A 15,668-nucleotide genomic window follows, 5' to 3' on the forward strand; every position below is an offset into this window, starting at 1 on the left:
TGCGCGTAGAAACACTCTCCGTACGCCGGAAGGAACCCACTCCATGGACGTCATCTCCGTCATCCGAACCAAGCGTGACCGGGGCGAACTGAGCCCAGAGCAGATCGACTGGGTCATCGACGCGTACACGCGCGGCGAGGTCGCCGACGAGCAGATGTCCGCCCTGGCCATGGCGATCCTGCTCAACGGCATGAACCGCACCGAGATCGCCCGCTGGACGGCGGCGATGATCGCCTCCGGCGAGCGCATGAACTTCGACTCGCTCTCCCGCCCCACCGCCGACAAGCACTCCACGGGCGGCGTCGGCGACAAGATCACGCTGCCGCTGGCCCCCCTCGTCGCCGCGTGCGGCGCGGCCGTGCCCCAGCTCTCCGGACGCGGCCTCGGCCACACCGGCGGCACGCTCGACAAGCTGGAGTCCATCCCCGGCTGGCGCGCACTGCTCTCCAACGAGGAGATGCTCAACGTCCTGGAGTCCACCGGCGCGGTCATCTGCGCGGCGGGCGACGGCCTGGCCCCTGCCGACAAGAAGCTCTACGCCCTGCGCGACGTCACGGGCACGGTCGAAGCCATCCCGCTGATCGCCTCCTCCATCATGTCGAAGAAGATCGCCGAGGGTACGGGCTCGCTCGTCCTGGACGTCAAGGTCGGCTCCGGTGCCTTCATGAAGAACATCGAGGACGCCCGCGAGCTCGCCGCCACGATGGTCGGCCTCGGCACCGACCACGGCGTGCGCACGGTCGCCCTCCTCACCGACATGGGCACCCCCCTCGGCCTCACCGCGGGCAACGCCCTCGAAGTCCGCGAATCCGTCGAGGTGCTGGCCGGCGGCGGCCCCCAGGACGTCGTGGAGCTGACCCTCGCCCTGGCCCGCGAAATGCTCGACGCGGCCGGCCTGAAGGACGCCGACCCGGCCAGGGCGCTCGCCGACGGCTCCGCGATGGACGTCTGGCGCCGCATGATCAGGGCCCAGGGCGGCGACCCGGACGCGGCGCTCCCCGTCGCCCGCGAGCAGCACATCGTGCGCGCCACCTCGACCGGCGTCCTCACCACCCTCGACGCCTACGGGGTCGGCGTGGCCGCCTGGCGCCTCGGCGCGGGCCGCGCCCGCAAGGAGGACAAGGTCCAGGCGGGCGCGGGCATCGAACTCCACGCGAAGCCGGGCGACAAGGTCACGGCCGGCCAGCCGCTGATGACCCTGCACACGGACACGCCGGAGAAGTTCGAGTACGCCCTCGAGGCGCTCGACGGCGGTGTCCTGACCGCCCCCGAGGGCACGGAGTTCACCCCGAACCCGATCGTCCTGGGCCGCATCGCCTGACGGCTTCGTACAGCTCCGTGCCGCACTGAACGGGACCGGTGGATCACTCCACCGGTCCCGTCCTGTTTTCCCGGGGAGCGCGCGGCGATGAGTTACGGCCGCCGCGCGGGTCTCCCTGGTGTGGATGCCCCGATGCCGATCGTTCTCGTCGTCTCCGGCCGCTTGACGCCGGGCGACGTACCCAGGCTGTGCGACGCACTCGACGAGCTGCTGCACGGGTCCGCGGCCACCGAGGCGATCTGCGACGTCGGCGCGCTCGCCGACGCGGATCTCACCGCCGTCGAAGCAGTGGCCCGGCTGCGCCTCACCGCGCGCAGAGCGGGCTGTCGAATGCGACTGCGCGGCGCCCCGCAGGAACTGCTGGTGCTGCTTGAACTCCTTGGGCTCGGCGAAGTCGCATAGGGGCCGTTCAGCGGACTGTACTTCTTTTGCGGCGATCACCCGATTGGCTATTTCCGCAGAAGCGCACAGCGGATGATCGTGCACGTCAGCGCCCTGACAGAGGTATATCCGGGCGCGATCCAAATGGCCGTACGGGCGAGTTCGGCGTGATTTTCCAACTAGCTTTCTGCCAAAGTGCACTCCTGATTTTGTCGCCCTGATTCAATGCCGAAATCCGCGGTTACTTTCTCGGCCAGTTCTATGGTCCACGTACGAAGAGAGCCGCACGTGCTGCAAAGAAGTTGGACTGAGAACAGCCAACTGACGGTTTTTCATCTGGTCCAGCCGGTCGAGGGGGGAGTCGCACGCGTTGTCACCGACCTTGTCCGGGCGCAGGCCGGCGAAGGTCTGCGGACCGTCGTGGCCTGCCCCCCGGGTGGTGCGCTGGCGTACGAGGCCGCCCAGGCCGGAGCGCGCGTACACACCTGGCCCGCCGTACGCGCCCCCGGCCCCCAACTGGCCAGGGAAGTCATGACCGCCGCCCGCCTGATCCGCGAAGCCCGCCCCCACGTCGTGCACGCCCACAGCGCCAAGGCCGGGCTCGCCGGCCGCCTCGCCGTACGCGGACGTGTCCCGACGGTCTTTCAGCCGCACGCCTGGTCCTTCGACGCCGTACAGGGCCGCGAGGCTGGCATGGCGCTGAAGTGGGAGCGGTACGGCGCCCGTTGGAGCACCCGCACGCTGTGCGTCAGCGAGAGCGAACGCCGGGCGGGGGAGGAGGCCGGAATCGCCGCCCACTGGTCGGTGATCCGTAACGGCATCGACCTCCGCCACTTCCGCCCCGACGAGGGCACGAGCCGCGCGCCCGCCCGCGCCGCCCTGCCGCTGCTGTCCGGGATGCCTGCCGGGGCGCCGCTGGTGGTCTGCGTCGGACGGCTGTGCCGGCAGAAGGGCCAGGACATCCTGCTGCGCGCCTGGCAGCGGGTGGCATCGGCGGTGACCGGCGCCCGCCTTGTGCTGGTCGGAGACGGGCCCGAACAGGAGCTTCTGAAGAGCCTTGCCCCGCCCGGCGTGCTGTTCGCGGGGGCGAGCCGGGACGTCCGCCCCTGGTTCCACGCGGCGGACGTAGTCGTACTGCCCTCGCGCTGGGAGGGCATGGCCCTCGCCCCGCTCGAAGCGATGGCCTGCGGCAGGCCCGTCGTGCTGTCCGACGTCAGCGGCGCCAGGGAGAGCCTGCCGCCCGGCCACGCGGCGCACTGTCTCGTACCGCCCGAAGACCCGGCGGCGCTCGCGGCGGCGCTCGCCGGGCTGCTGGCCGACCCGAAGCTGCGGGACGACCTGGGCCGCCGGGCCCAGGCCCACACACGGGCGGCCTGCGACGTACGGACGACAGCGGCAGCCGTCTCCGGTCTCTATCAGGAACTTCTCAGCCTGCCCCAGCCCAAGACGAGGACGCGCACCAAGCGATGACGACGGAGAGTGCATTCGCGCCCCACACCGACCAGGCCGCAGCCGTGCCGCGCCCGGCCGCCTCGATCCGTCCGCAACGGAGCGTCGCCCGCCACAGGGCCGCCCCGCTCCCCGCGCGCGGCATCCGCCGGCACGGACCCGTGACGGGACTGCTCGCGGCCGACGCTCTCGCGCCGGTCCTGGCGCTGGCGCTGGTGCCCGGACCGGCCTGGCCCGTAACCGCGTTCGCCCTGCTCGTGACGGGTCAGCTGGTGCTGCACAGCTGCCGGGGCCTCTACCGGCCGCGCCTGTCCCCGTCGGCGATCGCCGAACTGCCGACACTCTTCGTCCTGGCCTTGGTCCTGTGGTTCGCCGCCACCGAGGCCCTTATGGTGTACGACTCCCGGTATGCCATCGGCTGGACCGCACTGGTCGGCGCGGTCGCGGCGCAGGCGCTCGTCGGCTGTGCAGGGCGGGCCGTGGTCCGCGAGGCCCGGCGCAGGTCGGGCGCCCGGCGGCCGCAGTCGGCGCTCGTCGTGGGCCACGGGCAGGTCGCGCGGCGCGTGACGGCGGCGCTGTACGAGCGCGCCGAGTACGGGCTGCGCCCGGTGGGCCAGGTCGGGACCGCGCAGGTCCCGGCACACGGGCCCGCGCGCATCGCGGCCGCGCGGGCCGCACAGGCCCAGGCCGCGCCGCTGCCCGTCCTCGCCACCCTGGAGGACGTCAGCCGTGCGGTCGTCCAGAACACCGTGCGCCACGCCGTCTTCACCCACCCGCCCGCATCGGCCCCCGACACGGCCGCGCTCGTCGATCTCTTCGCCGAGCACGGCTGCCGGCTGTGGCTGGTCGACAGCACAGTCGCCGGGACGGTCACCCCCAGCCGTACAGCGGACACCGACCACCTGTGGGGATTCGCCGTACAGCCGCTCCGCACCGGACTCCACCGGCCGTTCGCACGCGCGGGCAAGCGGGCCATGGACGCCCTGCTGGCCGCCGTCGCCCTGGTCGCGGCAGCACCCGTCATGGGGCTCTGCGCACTCGCCGTACGGCTCTCCGACGGACCCGGCGTCATCTTCCGGCAGGAGCGCATCGGCCTGCACGGCCGGCCCTTCATCCTGCTGAAGTTCCGTACGCTCTGCCCGGCCAACGAGCACGAGTCCGCGACGCGCTGGAGCGTCGCACTCGACCGGCGGATGAGCCACGTCGGCAGTCTGCTGCGGCGCTCCTCCCTCGACGAACTGCCACAGCTGTGGAACGTGCTGCGCGGCGACATGAGCCTGGTCGGTCCACGGCCCGAACGTCCCTACTTCGTCAACAAGTTCAGCCACAGCTACCCCGGCTACCGGGCCCGCCACCGGATGCCCGTCGGCATCACCGGTCTCGCCCAGGTGCACGGACTGCGCGGCGACACCTCCATCGAGGACCGCGCCCGCTTCGACAACCACTACATCGAGACCTGGTCGCCCTGGCAGGACGTGTGCATCCTCGCGCGCACCGCCGCTTCCCTGTTCCGGCTCGGAGGCAGCTGAGCATGACCTTCGCATGGACCGTGGCGCCGGCCCTCGTACCGCAGGAGCGCACCAACCGGTGGTGGCCACCGTTCCGGCTCCTCCCGCTGATCGCCATCGTGCTGCTGCTGACGGCCCCGGTCGAGACCCCGGGAGCCGGAGCGACGGGCCGTGTCACCCCGGCCGACGTCGCGTCGGTCGTCGCGGTGGCCTTCTGCGTGGGGTACGCGGTGCACCGCAGGGCGCGGCCGCTGACACCGGCCGCCGCCGCCGTCCTGGGCATCCCCGCCGTGGGCTTCGCCGTGGCGACGGTCACCGCCGCCGACCCGGCGGCCGCCCTCCCAGGCTTCGTCCGCTACCTCCAGGTCTTCGTCCTGGTCCCGGCCGCCGTCGTGTTCCTGGTCCGCGATGCGCGCGACTTCCGGATCGTCACCTGGTGCGTGGTCGCGCTGGCGCTCTTCCAGGGCGCGACGGGGGTCTACCAGTACGTCACCGGGACCGGCGCGTCGTACATGGGCGCGGACGTCCGGGCCGTGGGCACCTTCGGCCCGTCCGACGTCATGGGGATGGCCACGGTGGTCGCCTACGGCCTCCTGGCCGCCATCGCCCTGACACTCCGTACGCCCGCGAACCCGCCCCCCTGGCTGCGCCCCTGCGCACTCGCGGCCGCCGCAGCCCTCGTCGTCCCGCTGGTGCTGTCCTTCAGCCGCGGCGCGTGGATCGCCACGGCGGTCGCCGCCCTCGCCGTGATCCTGCTGACCGGCCTGCGCCAGGCGGTACGCGCGCTGGCCGTACTCGCCGCCGTCGCCGTCATCCTCGTCGGAGGCCTGGGCATCGGCTCCGAGATGATCTCCCAGCGCCTCACCAGCATCACCCAGGTGACCGACGCCCCCGACCGGTCGGTCAACGACCGGTACATGATGTGGGCGGCGGCGGCCCGCATGTGGCGCGAGGAGCCCGCCACCGGGGTCGGCCTCAAGGGATTCCCCGCCCACCGCGACGGGCACGCGTCGATCGGCCTCTCCTCGGGCAGCGACACGGCGGGCGCGGGCCAGACCTTCCAGAAGCAGCCGCTGCTCTCGCCGCACAACATGTACCTGCTGGTGCTCAGCGAGCAGGGCCTGATCGGCCTCACCACGTTCGTGGGCAGCCTGGCGGCGGTCCTGCTGGTCGGCCTGCGCAGACTGACCCACTCCCGCGGGCGAGCCACGGACTGCGGCCTGGTGGCCGTCGGCCTGATGATCTGGCAGACCGTCGACTTCCTGTACGCCGACATCGGCGGCGCCTCGACGGTCCTGACCGGAGTGGTGCTGGGCCTGGCGGCATGGTGGGCGCTGGCGGAGCCGGACGAGGCGGTCACCCCATGACGCAGGAGGACCCCGGCAAGGTGCTGTGCGCAGTCCAGGACGAGCCGCGCGTGTCGCAGGCGGAGGTGCCGGACGCAGAACACAGTGCGGCGGCACAGGCGACCGTTCGACCCGCGAGGAGACGCCCCAGCGCGGCACTGCCCCCCGGCACGACGTCCGTACCCACCACGTTCCCGCGAAGCGCACAGCCTTCGGAGGCCACGACGCGGGGCACGGCGAACCCGCGAACGGACCGCGACAAGCCCCCCGCCGTTGCCGACACGAAGCCGCCGGGAGGGGACGTGCAGGGGCGCTCCCCGCAGGGTGTCGAACACAGTTTGGGCGGCGTACAAACACACCCCCCCGCCCGTTCGGCACCCGAGGAGACGCCCGGGCGCGGCACCGCCGCCGAAGGCACCGCGCCACGCCCGGCAGCTCGGCGGACGGAGTCCGGCGCAGCCGTACGAAGCCCGGGAGGCCCGCAGGGGCCGTGCGGCGCGAGTGCGGCATCCGAGATGGGGTCGCCCCAGCGCGGCACCGCCCCCGAAGCCACCGAGCCGGCGCCCGCCCCGCCCCCGGGTAGGACATCGCGTACCGCATCGCCCATGCCCACCCCGCTCCCGCGAAGCGCATCGCGTACCGCATCGCCCGCCAAAGGCACCAAAGCAGCCACCCCCGCTCCGCCGCAGTTGGGGCGCTTCCTCGTCCGGGCCGCCGCGGTAACCGCCGGGCTGACCGCGGTAGGGGCGCTGCTCGGGCTCGTGCGGGATCAGGCGATCGCCCACCTCTTCGGCGCCAGCGTCGACAGCGATGCGTTCCTGATCGCCTGGACCGTGCCCGAGATGGCGTCCACGCTCCTCATCGAGGACGCGATGGCGCTGCTGCTCGTCCCCGCGTTCAGCTACGCCCTCGCCCACCGCGCGCAGGGCGGCCACTCCCCGTCGCAGGACCCCGTACGCGCGCTGGTCGCCGCCAGCCTTCCCCGGCTGTTCGCCCTGCTGGCCTGCGCCGCCGGGCTGTTGATCCTGGCGGCGCCCTTGGTCGTACGGGCCCTCGCGCCGGGGTTCAGCGACCCCCGGCTGGCCGTGGACTGCACGCGCCTGACGGCGGTGACCGTGGTCACCTTCGGCATCACCGGATACTTCAGCGCCGCCCTGCGCGCGCACGGCAGGTTCGTCCCGCCGGCCGGCGTCTACGCCGCGTACAACGTCGGGATCATCGGCACGATGCTGGCCCTGCACTCTCTGTGGGGGGTGCGCGCCGCCGCGGCCGGGGTCGCCGTGGGCAGCCTGCTGATGATCCTGACCCAACTGCCCACCTTCGCCAGCCTCGTGCGGCTGAAGCACCGCCGAAGCGCCTTCCACCACCTCCACCACCTCCGCCACCTCCGCCGCCCAGGCCGCCCGCGCCGCCCCCGCCGGACCACCCCCGCCCCCCTGCTCGGCGCAGCCGTCCTCGCCCCGGTCGTACTCTTCGCGCTCAGCCGCCAGTCCCAGGTCCTCGTGGAGCGCTTCCTCGCCTCCTCACTGCCCGCCGGCGCCATCTCCCATCTGAACTACGCGCAGAAGGTCGCGCAGATGCCGATGACGCTGTCGCTCATGATCTGTACGGTGACCTTCCCCGTCGTCGCCCAGGCGATGGCCGACGGCGAACGGGAAAGGGCCCGCCGCAGGGTCGAACGCGACCTGGCGCTGGCCGGCGCGGTCGTCCTGCTCGGCACCGCACTCGTCCTGGGATACGCGCCCCAGATCATCGAAGTCCTCTTCGAGCGGGGTGCGTTCGACGCGCAGGACACCACGACGACCGCCACCGTCATGCGGGTCTACGCCGCCGGGCTGCTCGGACACTGCCTGACGGGCGCCCTGAGCAGGCCGTTCTTCTCCACGGGACGGCCCACCTGGTACCCGGTCGCCGCGATGGCCACCGGACTCCTGGTCACCGTCGCCGTCGGCGCGGCCGCGGTCGGCCGCTTCGGCGTCTTCGGCATCGCGGCGGCCAACGCCGCCGGCATCAGCGCGACGGCGCTGCTGCTGCTCAGCGGTCTCGGTTCGCGCGTGGTCTCCATCCACGTCCGGTCCGTCAGCGCCGCACTCGGGCGGCTGACCGCGGCGGCGGCGGTGGCGGGCGCGGTGGGCTGGACGACCGGCCCGCTGATCCCCGACGCCCTGCTGAGTGTGGCCGTCGGCTGCCTCCTCGTTCCTACCGCATTCGTCCTCACCGGAGTTGCCGTAAGAGCTCCTGAGGTCGTTCAAGCGCTGGCCCTCACCCGACAGAGGTTCCGTCATGGCTCCTGAAACGGCGACCCGTAGCGCCGCATCCCCCAAGCTCAACCCCCAGTCCCGGCCCGCCGAGGCCGGCCCTCCGCACAATGCCCCGCCGTGGATCCTGATGTACCACTCGGTGGGCGACCCGACGGACGACCCGTACGGCATCACCGTCGCCCGGGACCGGCTCGACCACCAGCTGGCCTGCCTGCGCCGCCGAAGACTCACCGGCGTCGACGTCGGTACGCTCCTGCGCGCCCACGCGGCCGGCCGCTCCCGCGGCCTGGTCGGCCTCACTTTCGACGACGGTTACGCCGACTTCCTCCACGAGGCGCTGCCGGTGCTGCGGCGGCACGACTGCACGGCGACCGTGTTCGTCCTGCCGGGCCGCCTCGGCGGCTCCAACGAGTGGGACCCGCTCGGCCCGCGCAAGCCGCTGCTGACCGGGGACGAGATCAGGGCGGTCGCCGAGTCCGGCATGCAGATCGGCTCGCACGGCCTGTACCACCGGTCCCTGACCGAGGCCTCCGACGACGTACTGCGCCAGGAGACGCACCACAGCCGGGAGTTGATCCGCGACCTCACGGGCACTGTCCCCGACACCTTCTGCTATCCGTACGGCACCGTCGACCGGCGGGCGGCCGACGCGGTGCGCGACGCCGGGTACACGTACGGCTTCGCCATCGACCCCGGCCCGCTGCTCGGCCCGTACGCCCTGCCCCGTACGCACATCAGTCACGCCGACCGGAGCGTCCGCCTCGGCGTGAAGCACCTGCGGCACCGCTTCGCCCGCCGGACCGCCCGGTGAAGGCGCTGCACATCATCACGGGTCTCGGCGTCGGCGGCGCCGAACGGCAGCTGAGGCTGCTGCTGCGGCATCTTCCGCTGCCCTGCGACGTGGTGACGCTGACGAATCCGGGCGCGGTGGCGGTAGGGCTGCGCGCGGACGGCGTCCGGGTCACGCACCTCGGAATGATCGGCAACCGTGACGTGACGGCGCTGCCGCGGCTGACCCGGCTCATCCGCCGGGGACGGTACGACCTCGTGCACACGCACCTGTACCGCGCGTGCGTCTACGGACGGATCGCCGCGAGGCTGGCCGGGGTCCGCGCGACCGTCGCAACCGAGCACTCGCTGGGCGAGGCGGAGATCGAGGGCCGCCCGCTGACGCCGGGCACGCGCGCGCTGTACCTCGGCACCGAACGCCTCGGCTCGGCGACCGTCGCCGTCTCCGCCACGGTCGCCGCCCGCCTGCGCGACTGGGGCGTACCGGCGGAGCGAATCCACGTCGTACCGAACGGAATCGACGCAGCGAGCTTCCGCTACGACCCCGAGCTCCGCCGCTCCACCCGCACACAACTGGGCATCCCCGCCGATGCCTTCGTGGTCGGCGGGGTGGGCCGACTGGTCCCCGGAAAGCGCTTCGACGTACTGGTACGCGCGGTGGCGGCCCTGCCCGACGCATGGCTGCTCCTGGCAGGCGAGGGCCCGGAAGGCCCCGCGCTGCGAACCCTGGCGACCCGGCTCGGCGCGGCACACAGGATCCGCTTCCTGGGCGAATGCGACGCGGGGGAGGGGGCGAGGTCCGACGACGCGCCGGCCGACCGTACGGGCGACGCATCAGCCGGCGAATCCGGCGTCGGCCTGCCGGCGGCCCGTACACGCGCCGCAGGAACCCGGGCCGGCGGCATCCGCACGGCCACAAGCACAGTGCCAGGCACCCGTACGCCCGACAGGACCACCGGCCCCGCATCCGCCGACGGTTCTCCCACCGACGCGGCCCGGTGCGGCGGCTGTTGCGACGCAGTGGGCGCCGCCCTAGGCAGCAGTGCCCCGCGCAGCCGTATGCCGGACAGGGCCGCCCCGTACAGCCATACGTGCGTCGCAACCGGCCCGGCAGCGGCCGACGGTACTGGTGCCGACGCCTCCCCGGGCAGCAGTGCCGTCCGCAGCCGCACGCCCGACATGGGCACCCTCGTCGCACCCGGTAAGGCGGCCGCCGACGGTACTCGCGCCGACAGCGACCGGTGCAGCGGCTGTTGCGACGCAGTGGTCGGCGCCTCCGGCAGCAGTGCCCCGCGCAGCCGTACGCCGGACAGGGCCGCCCCGTACAGCCATACGTGCGTCGCAACCGGCCCGGCAGCGGCCGACGGTACTGGTGCCGACGCCGCCCCCGGCAGCAGCGCCCCCCGCAGCGGCATCCCCCGCGCCGCCCGCGCGCGCCCCCTGTCCCCCCGCATCCCCGCGCTTCTCTCCGCGATGGATGCCTTCGTCTCCGCGTCCCGCGAAGAGGCCTTCGGGCTGGCCGTCGTGGAGGCGCTGGCCGCCGGGCTGCCCGTACTGCACAGCGCCTGTCCGGCCATCGACGACCTCCCCGCCGGTCAGTCGCCGGGAGCCCGGCGCATCGGCGGCGATGCCGGCGAGCTGACGGCGGCCCTCCAGCAGCAGCGGCAGCAGATGCGGACGGAGGGCGACGTACGCCGGTTTTCGCCGCCCCCCGTCGTCAGCCACTACGACATCGCGCGCAGCAGCGAACGCCTCATGGAGGTCTACGCGCACGCGCTCGCCAGCACGACCACCCCCTCAACCAAGGGAGCATGCCAATGACCGAGTCGCCCGAGCAGCAGCCCGCCGCCGCCCCCGGACGGATCAGCCGGCTCCTCGCGAGGATCACCCCCCTGCCCCTGTGCGCAGTCCTCGGCGCGGCGTGCGGTGTTTCGTACGGCGTCCTCAAGGCGCCCGAGTACGCCGCCACCAGCTACGTCGTCGCCGTGCCCGCCCAGAACGCCGAGCCCGGCTCGGCCCTCGGGTACGCCCAGGCCTACGGCCGTATCGCCACCAGCGACTCGACCATCGCCTACGCGCGCGGCGCCGCCGGAGTACCGGACACGCACACGCTCCGTACGCACGTACAGACCGAGACGTCTCCCGATTCGCCGATGATCGCCATCACCGGCACATCCACCAAACCGCGCCAGGCGGCGCACATCGCCAACGCCGTCGCCAACGCCGTCTACGTGAGCAGCAATCACATCTCCAAAAACACCGGAGTCAAGCTGCTGGTCTTCTCCCCGGCCATCACCCCGACGGAGCCGGCCTCCCCGTCCGTCCCGATCGGCGCGGCCGTGGGTACGTGCGCCGGCGGTCTCATCGGCGGCCTTGTCCTCCTCGTACGGCCGCGCCGCACGCACCGCGCGCGCGGCACCGCACCGGCCTCGGTACCCGCACCGGCCCAAGGCCAGGACCAGCACCACGCACACAACAACGCCTCCTCCTCCGAGCGGGAGCTGGTGTGATGGCCGCACGTCAGGAAGGGCTCGCCGTCACGCTCTGCCGCGACCCCCGGCGCTTCGCCGAGCTCCAGGCGGAGTGGGACGCGCTGCACCGCCGCTGCGCCACCGCCACGCCGTTCCAGAGCCACGCCTGGCTGCACTCGTGGTGGCTGTCCTACGGGACGAACGGGCTGCTGCGCGTCGTACTGGCCCGCCGGAACGGGCGCCTGATCGGTGCGGCGCCGCTGATGCTCGTACACCGCCCGATGCCGCTGCTCGTCCCCATGGGCGGCGCGATCTCCGACTTCTTCGACGTCCTCGTCGACGACGAGGACGCGAAGAGCGCGATCATCGCCCTGGAACGCGGCCTGGACCGCGCCGCCCGGCAGGCGGTGATCGACCTCCGGGAGGTACGGCCGGGCGCGGCCGCCGAGCTGCTGTACGACACCTGGGCCGGAGCCCGGCGCCGCCTCACCGACTCGGTCTGCCTGGAACTCCCGGCCGAGCCCATCGACGAGCTCGTCAAGCGGTTGCAGACGAACCGGGCGCAGCGCGTACGGGCCAAGCTGCGCCACATCGATGCGCTGAAGATCGAGAGCCATGCGGTGCGGGAGGCCGAAGTGCCCGGCGCCGTCGCCAATCTGCTGCGGTTGCACAAGCTCCAGTGGCGGGGCCGTGGCGTCAACGTCGAGCACCTCAGGCCGCGCTTCGAGGAGCACCTGGCGCGCGCCACCCGGCGCATGCTGAGGGACGGCGACGCCGCGGTCACGGAGTTCCGGCTGGCCGGCGACGTGGTGGCCGTCAGCATGACGCTCCAGTCGGGCCGGCTGACCGGCGGCTATCTGTACGGCGCCGACCCGGGGCTCAGGGAGAAGAAGGTGGACGTGTCGACAATGCTGCTGCGCCAGGAGGCGCACCTGGCCGTCGGCACCGGCCGCAGCGTGCTGAGCCTGCTGCGGGGCTCCGAGCCGTACAAGAACCAGTGGCGGCCCGAGACGGTCACCAACCAGCGCCTGCTGCTGGCCCGATCCGGCCTCGAACCCCTGATGCGTCTGCGCCGGTTGCAAGTGACCGCGCGCGACCGGGTCGCGGAGAGCGTGACTACTTGGTTCCCGGCCGCGCGCCACTGGCGTGGCCGCCTGAACGACCTGCGGGCGGCTACTGGGAGGGGGAGGGCCGGCCGGCCGGCAAGCGGAGCTTCACGCAGAACTTGAAGTCCGTCACCCACTGTTTGAGCCAGTCGTCGAGCTTCACGGGCACGCACCACTCGTCGGGGTTCGGCTTGTGCGCGGGATTGTCCGGCTTGGGCTTGTCCGGCTTCGTCCCAGGGGGACTGGGTACGGGCAGAGTCGGCGTGGGCGGACGTGTCGGCTCGGGCGGAAGTGTCGGTGTCGGCGACGCGAACAACTTCGAGCGGAACACCTCCGACGACTCCGGGTTCTCGTCGCACTGCCAGACGCCGTGCGGACAGTAGTCCGTGATCGTCTGGTAGAGCGGCTTGTGCCGGTCGATCCAGTCGAGCATGCGGCGCATGTACTCGGGGTTGTCACCGTTGCGGAAGAGCCCCCACTCCGGATACGAGATCGCCTTGTGGTGCTCGGCGGCGAAGTCGACCTGCTTCTGCAGCCCGTACGGATCTTTCACATGGTCGTCGAAGTTCTTACCGGGAGGCTGGTCGTACGAGTCCATGCCGATGATGTCCACGACATCGTCACCGGGATAGCAATCGGTCCAGGGCACCGCGTCCAGCCCCCGGCTCGGAGCGAAGTCGAAGCGGAATTTCTGGCCGGGAACAGACCGCATGGTCTTGACGATGCGCTTCCAGTACGCCTTCCACGCCTCGGGGTCCGGCCCGCAGCGGTGCGTGTACGTCGTGCCGTTCATCTCCCAGCCGAGGACGATCACCGTGTCCGGCACGCCCAGATCCACCAGGCGAGTCGCCAGTGTCCGGAAGTGGTGGTCGAAGCTGCCCTCGGAGCCCGACTGCAGCAGGTCGCGGACCTCGTCGTCGGAGACGCGGGCCTCGTTCCGCTCCATCATGGGCACATTGAGTACGAACATCCGGTCGTCCGCACCGCGTCGCCAGTCCGCCCACGCGTCCAGGAATCCGGGGAGGCCTTCGATGTTCGACCAGAGGTCGCCGGGCAGGTAGGTGTGACCGACCTTCACCTCCGTGCCGCCCAGCCAGCGCGACAGCTCGGCCATCCGCTCGATGCCGGCGGGTCCGTAGTCGAGGTACGCGCCGAAAGCGGGCTCACGGCCGGCAGGGGGAGTGGGAACGGGAGCCGGGGGTGGCGGCTCGGCCCCGGCAGGCGTCGCGCCCGCCATACCGAGAACACCACCGGCAGCGAGGACGCTCACGACAACCGTCCCGATGCAGGTGCCGGTGAGACGGCGCCGTCTGGGCATGACTCCTCCTAGGACCTGTCGCTCGTACCGACCTATACGACAGTAGGCAGGAAGTCCTATTAATGGGCCGCCTGAGTGCTCGTCAGTAGGCCATTGGCGACACAGAAGGCATCCATCAGGGCCGTTCGGGTGAATCGTGGGCAGCTCACGGAGTAACAAAGACCATGCGGCGTCGTTGATCCCTGTGTCGCATGGAAGTGAGTTTTCGCAGCGGTGCAGCCCAAGGCCGGTCAGGCCTTGGGCTGCACCGTTTTGTGGCGCGGAGGGGGCAGGTCCGGATCGGCACCGGTTGAGAAAGTGAACGGCAGCGCACGGACGCGGTTGTCGAAATTCGAGTCGACCAGGTCCGGGATTCCCACCGCCCGCAGATCGCGCGGCCTGGTGAGCAGCTCGTGGAACAGGGCCTTCATCTCCTGCCGCGCCAGATGTGACCCCAGGCAGTAATGCGGCCCGCCCCCGCCGTATCCCAGATGCGGGTTCGGGTTCCGCGTGATGTCGAAAGCATCGGGATTCGCGAACACCGTTTCATCGCGATTGGCCGAGGTGTAGAAGAGCACTACCTTCTCGCCCGGCACGAACACCCGCCCGCCCAGTGTGCATTCGCCGACGACTGTCCGGCGGAACTGGATGATCGGCGTCGAATGGCGGACGATCTCCTCCATCGCACCATCGGCGTACTTGTCGAATTCGGACGCCAACAGGGCGCACTGCTCCGGGTGTTCGGTCAGCAGTGCCAGCCCATGGGCCATAGCATTGCGCGTCGTCTCCACACCGGCGACCAGCAACAGCGAGAAGAAGGCGCCGAGTTGGCGAGACGAGAGTGCCTGCCCGTCGACGTCCGCGCACACCAGGGCCGAGATGAGATCGTCCGTGGGGTTGCGGCGGCGCTCACGGGCGAGTTTCGCCATGACGAGCTGCATATGGGCCAGGGCGCGCAACCCGCGCCCCGGCACCCGGAATCTGGCGCGTACGCCGCGCTTCACGCCGATGTTCTCGGACGCGTGGTCGACGCGGTGGGCGATTTCCGTGCGGTAGCGCTCGGGGACCCCCATCAGGTTGCAGATGACGTCGAACGACATGCGAGAAGCGACGGAAGCGACGAAGTCGTGCGGCCGCTGGGCGATCATCTTGTCCACGACGCGCCCGGCGACTTCCCGTACGTCCGCCTCCGCCGCGGCGAGCAGGCGCGGCGTAAAGGCGTGGGAGACGATGCGGCGCATCGTGGCATGCTCGGCGCCGTCCATGTTGACCATGGAATTCCCGAACACCGCCTTGGCCCATGCGGCCGGCTCCGGCGTGGTGACACCTGGTGCGCTCGCGAAATGCCGCGGCAGCCTGCTTGCCTCCCTTACGTCGGCGTACTTGACCAGCGCATAGAAGCCCTTGCCCGCGCTGCGGGAGGAGCCCGTGCCCTCCCCGAAACGCATGGGGGTGTCGAGCCGGCGCAGCAGCGCGAAGGCCGCCAGACGCTCGGGGCGCGGCAACTGCCAGAACAGCGGGTCGGCGAGATCGACACCCCGCACCCGCCCAATGTGCCCCGCGGACGCCTGCACATGGATGTTCATTGCTTTCACCCTCCTGGATTCCGGACGGCCATGCTGGCCCAAGCCGTACGGATTCTCTGCTCCTTCTCCGCGCCGCATTGCTGCGGACGGGGGAACTTTGCACTGGTTCAGCCATCCGGCTCGTTCTTGCAGGGCGAAAGAGCATCCGTGAAT

The 15,668-nt window shown here is 71.7% G+C and carries 12 protein-coding genes and 1 pseudogene; 11 read left to right on the forward strand and 2 right to left on the reverse strand.

Features of this window, described 5'->3' with window-relative positions; all coding sequences use genetic code 11:
* Positions 1–43 precede the first annotated feature (43 nt).
* From J7I98_RS15490 to J7I98_RS15540, 11 genes and pseudogenes are all read left to right on the forward strand, one after another.
* Positions 44–1,321, forward strand: a complete 1,278-nt coding sequence (locus J7I98_RS15490; RefSeq protein ID WP_214921265.1) for a thymidine phosphorylase — start codon at positions 44–46, stop codon at positions 1,319–1,321.
* 132 nt (positions 1,322–1,453) lie between these two features.
* Positions 1,454–1,723, forward strand: coding sequence for an STAS domain-containing protein (locus J7I98_RS15495; protein ID WP_308377803.1), 270 nt, complete (start codon positions 1,454–1,456; stop codon positions 1,721–1,723).
* A gap of 240 nt (positions 1,724–1,963) precedes the next feature.
* Entirely contained in the window at positions 1,964–3,172 is a 1,209-nt protein-coding gene (locus J7I98_RS15500; RefSeq protein ID WP_214921267.1) for a glycosyltransferase, read from the forward strand.
* On the forward strand, positions 3,169–4,680 hold the full coding sequence (locus tag J7I98_RS15505; RefSeq protein ID WP_214921268.1) for an exopolysaccharide biosynthesis polyprenyl glycosylphosphotransferase: 1,512 nt from the start codon (positions 3,169–3,171) through the stop codon (positions 4,678–4,680). The genes J7I98_RS15500 and J7I98_RS15505 overlap by 4 nt, the downstream gene beginning before the upstream one ends.
* Positions 4,681–4,682: 2 nt before the next feature.
* Positions 4,683–6,026: an O-antigen ligase gene (locus J7I98_RS15510; protein ID WP_214921269.1), complete on the forward strand. Its 1,344-nt coding sequence runs from the start codon at positions 4,683–4,685 to the stop codon at positions 6,024–6,026.
* Between the two features lie 584 nt (positions 6,027–6,610).
* Positions 6,611–8,299, forward strand: coding sequence for a lipid II flippase MurJ (locus J7I98_RS15515; protein WP_308377807.1), 1,689 nt, complete (start codon positions 6,611–6,613; stop codon positions 8,297–8,299).
* 94 nt (positions 8,300–8,393) lie between these two features.
* Positions 8,394–9,077, forward strand: coding sequence for a polysaccharide deacetylase family protein (locus J7I98_RS15520; RefSeq protein WP_251020689.1), 684 nt, complete (start codon positions 8,394–8,396; stop codon positions 9,075–9,077).
* Positions 9,074–9,943, forward strand: a pseudogene (locus J7I98_RS15525) (glycosyltransferase); the annotation flags it as partial. The gene J7I98_RS15520 and the pseudogene J7I98_RS15525, both read left to right, overlap by 4 nt.
* Positions 9,944–10,528: 585 nt before the next feature.
* The gene (locus J7I98_RS41030) at positions 10,529–10,876 is read left to right on the forward strand and encodes a glycosyltransferase (protein ID WP_374225129.1); all 348 of its coding nucleotides are present in this window, start codon (positions 10,529–10,531) and stop codon (positions 10,874–10,876) included.
* A complete protein-coding gene (locus J7I98_RS15535; protein WP_214921272.1) occupies positions 10,873–11,565 on the forward strand; it encodes a lipopolysaccharide biosynthesis protein in 693 nt (230 codons plus the stop codon). Before J7I98_RS41030 ends, J7I98_RS15535 begins: the two co-directional genes overlap by 4 nt.
* Positions 11,565–12,755 carry a GNAT family N-acetyltransferase gene (locus tag J7I98_RS15540; RefSeq protein ID WP_214921273.1) on the forward strand — a complete coding sequence of 397 codons (1,191 nt, stop codon included), beginning with the start codon at positions 11,565–11,567 and terminating at the stop codon, positions 12,753–12,755. The genes J7I98_RS15535 and J7I98_RS15540 overlap by 1 nt, the downstream gene beginning before the upstream one ends.
* Here J7I98_RS15540 and J7I98_RS15545 read toward each other — a convergent pair.
* A complete protein-coding gene (locus J7I98_RS15545; protein WP_214921274.1) occupies positions 12,700–13,950 on the reverse strand; it encodes a glycoside hydrolase family 26 protein in 1,251 nt (416 codons plus the stop codon). The genes J7I98_RS15540 and J7I98_RS15545 overlap by 56 nt on opposite strands.
* A 230-nt stretch (positions 13,951–14,180) precedes the next feature.
* Entirely contained in the window at positions 14,181–15,515 is a 1,335-nt protein-coding gene (locus J7I98_RS15550; RefSeq protein WP_214921275.1) for a cytochrome P450, read from the reverse strand.
* Positions 15,516–15,668 lie beyond the last annotated feature (153 nt).

Origin of the sequence: Streptomyces sp. ISL-98, from assembly GCF_018614055.1 — a bacterium.
Classification (GTDB): Bacteria; Actinomycetota; Actinomycetes; order Streptomycetales; family Streptomycetaceae; genus Streptomyces; species Streptomyces spiramyceticus.

Bases quoted from the DNA above. Each gene is read 5' to 3' on its own strand.
- J7I98_RS15490 (WP_214921265.1), top strand. From the start codon at position 44: ATGGACGTCATCTCCGTCATCCGAACCAAGCGTGACCGGGGCGAACTG.
- J7I98_RS15495 (WP_308377803.1), top strand. From the start codon at position 1,454: ATGCCGATCGTTCTCGTCGTCTCCGGCCGCTTGACGCCGGGCGACGTA.
- J7I98_RS15500 (WP_214921267.1), top strand. From the start codon at position 1,964: ATGGTCCACGTACGAAGAGAGCCGCACGTGCTGCAAAGAAGTTGGACT.
- J7I98_RS15505 (WP_214921268.1), top strand. From the start codon at position 3,169: ATGACGACGGAGAGTGCATTCGCGCCCCACACCGACCAGGCCGCAGCC.
- J7I98_RS15510 (WP_214921269.1), top strand. From the start codon at position 4,683: ATGACCTTCGCATGGACCGTGGCGCCGGCCCTCGTACCGCAGGAGCGC.
- J7I98_RS15515 (WP_308377807.1), top strand. From the start codon at position 6,611: ATGCCCACCCCGCTCCCGCGAAGCGCATCGCGTACCGCATCGCCCGCC.
- J7I98_RS15520 (WP_251020689.1), top strand. From the start codon at position 8,394: ATGTACCACTCGGTGGGCGACCCGACGGACGACCCGTACGGCATCACC.
- J7I98_RS41030 (WP_374225129.1), top strand. From the start codon at position 10,529: ATGGATGCCTTCGTCTCCGCGTCCCGCGAAGAGGCCTTCGGGCTGGCC.
- J7I98_RS15535 (WP_214921272.1), top strand. From the start codon at position 10,873: ATGACCGAGTCGCCCGAGCAGCAGCCCGCCGCCGCCCCCGGACGGATC.
- J7I98_RS15540 (WP_214921273.1), top strand. From the start codon at position 11,565: ATGGCCGCACGTCAGGAAGGGCTCGCCGTCACGCTCTGCCGCGACCCC.
- J7I98_RS15545 (WP_214921274.1), bottom strand. From the start codon at position 13,950: ATGCCCAGACGGCGCCGTCTCACCGGCACCTGCATCGGGACGGTTGTC.
- J7I98_RS15550 (WP_214921275.1), bottom strand. From the start codon at position 15,515: ATGAACATCCATGTGCAGGCGTCCGCGGGGCACATTGGGCGGGTGCGG.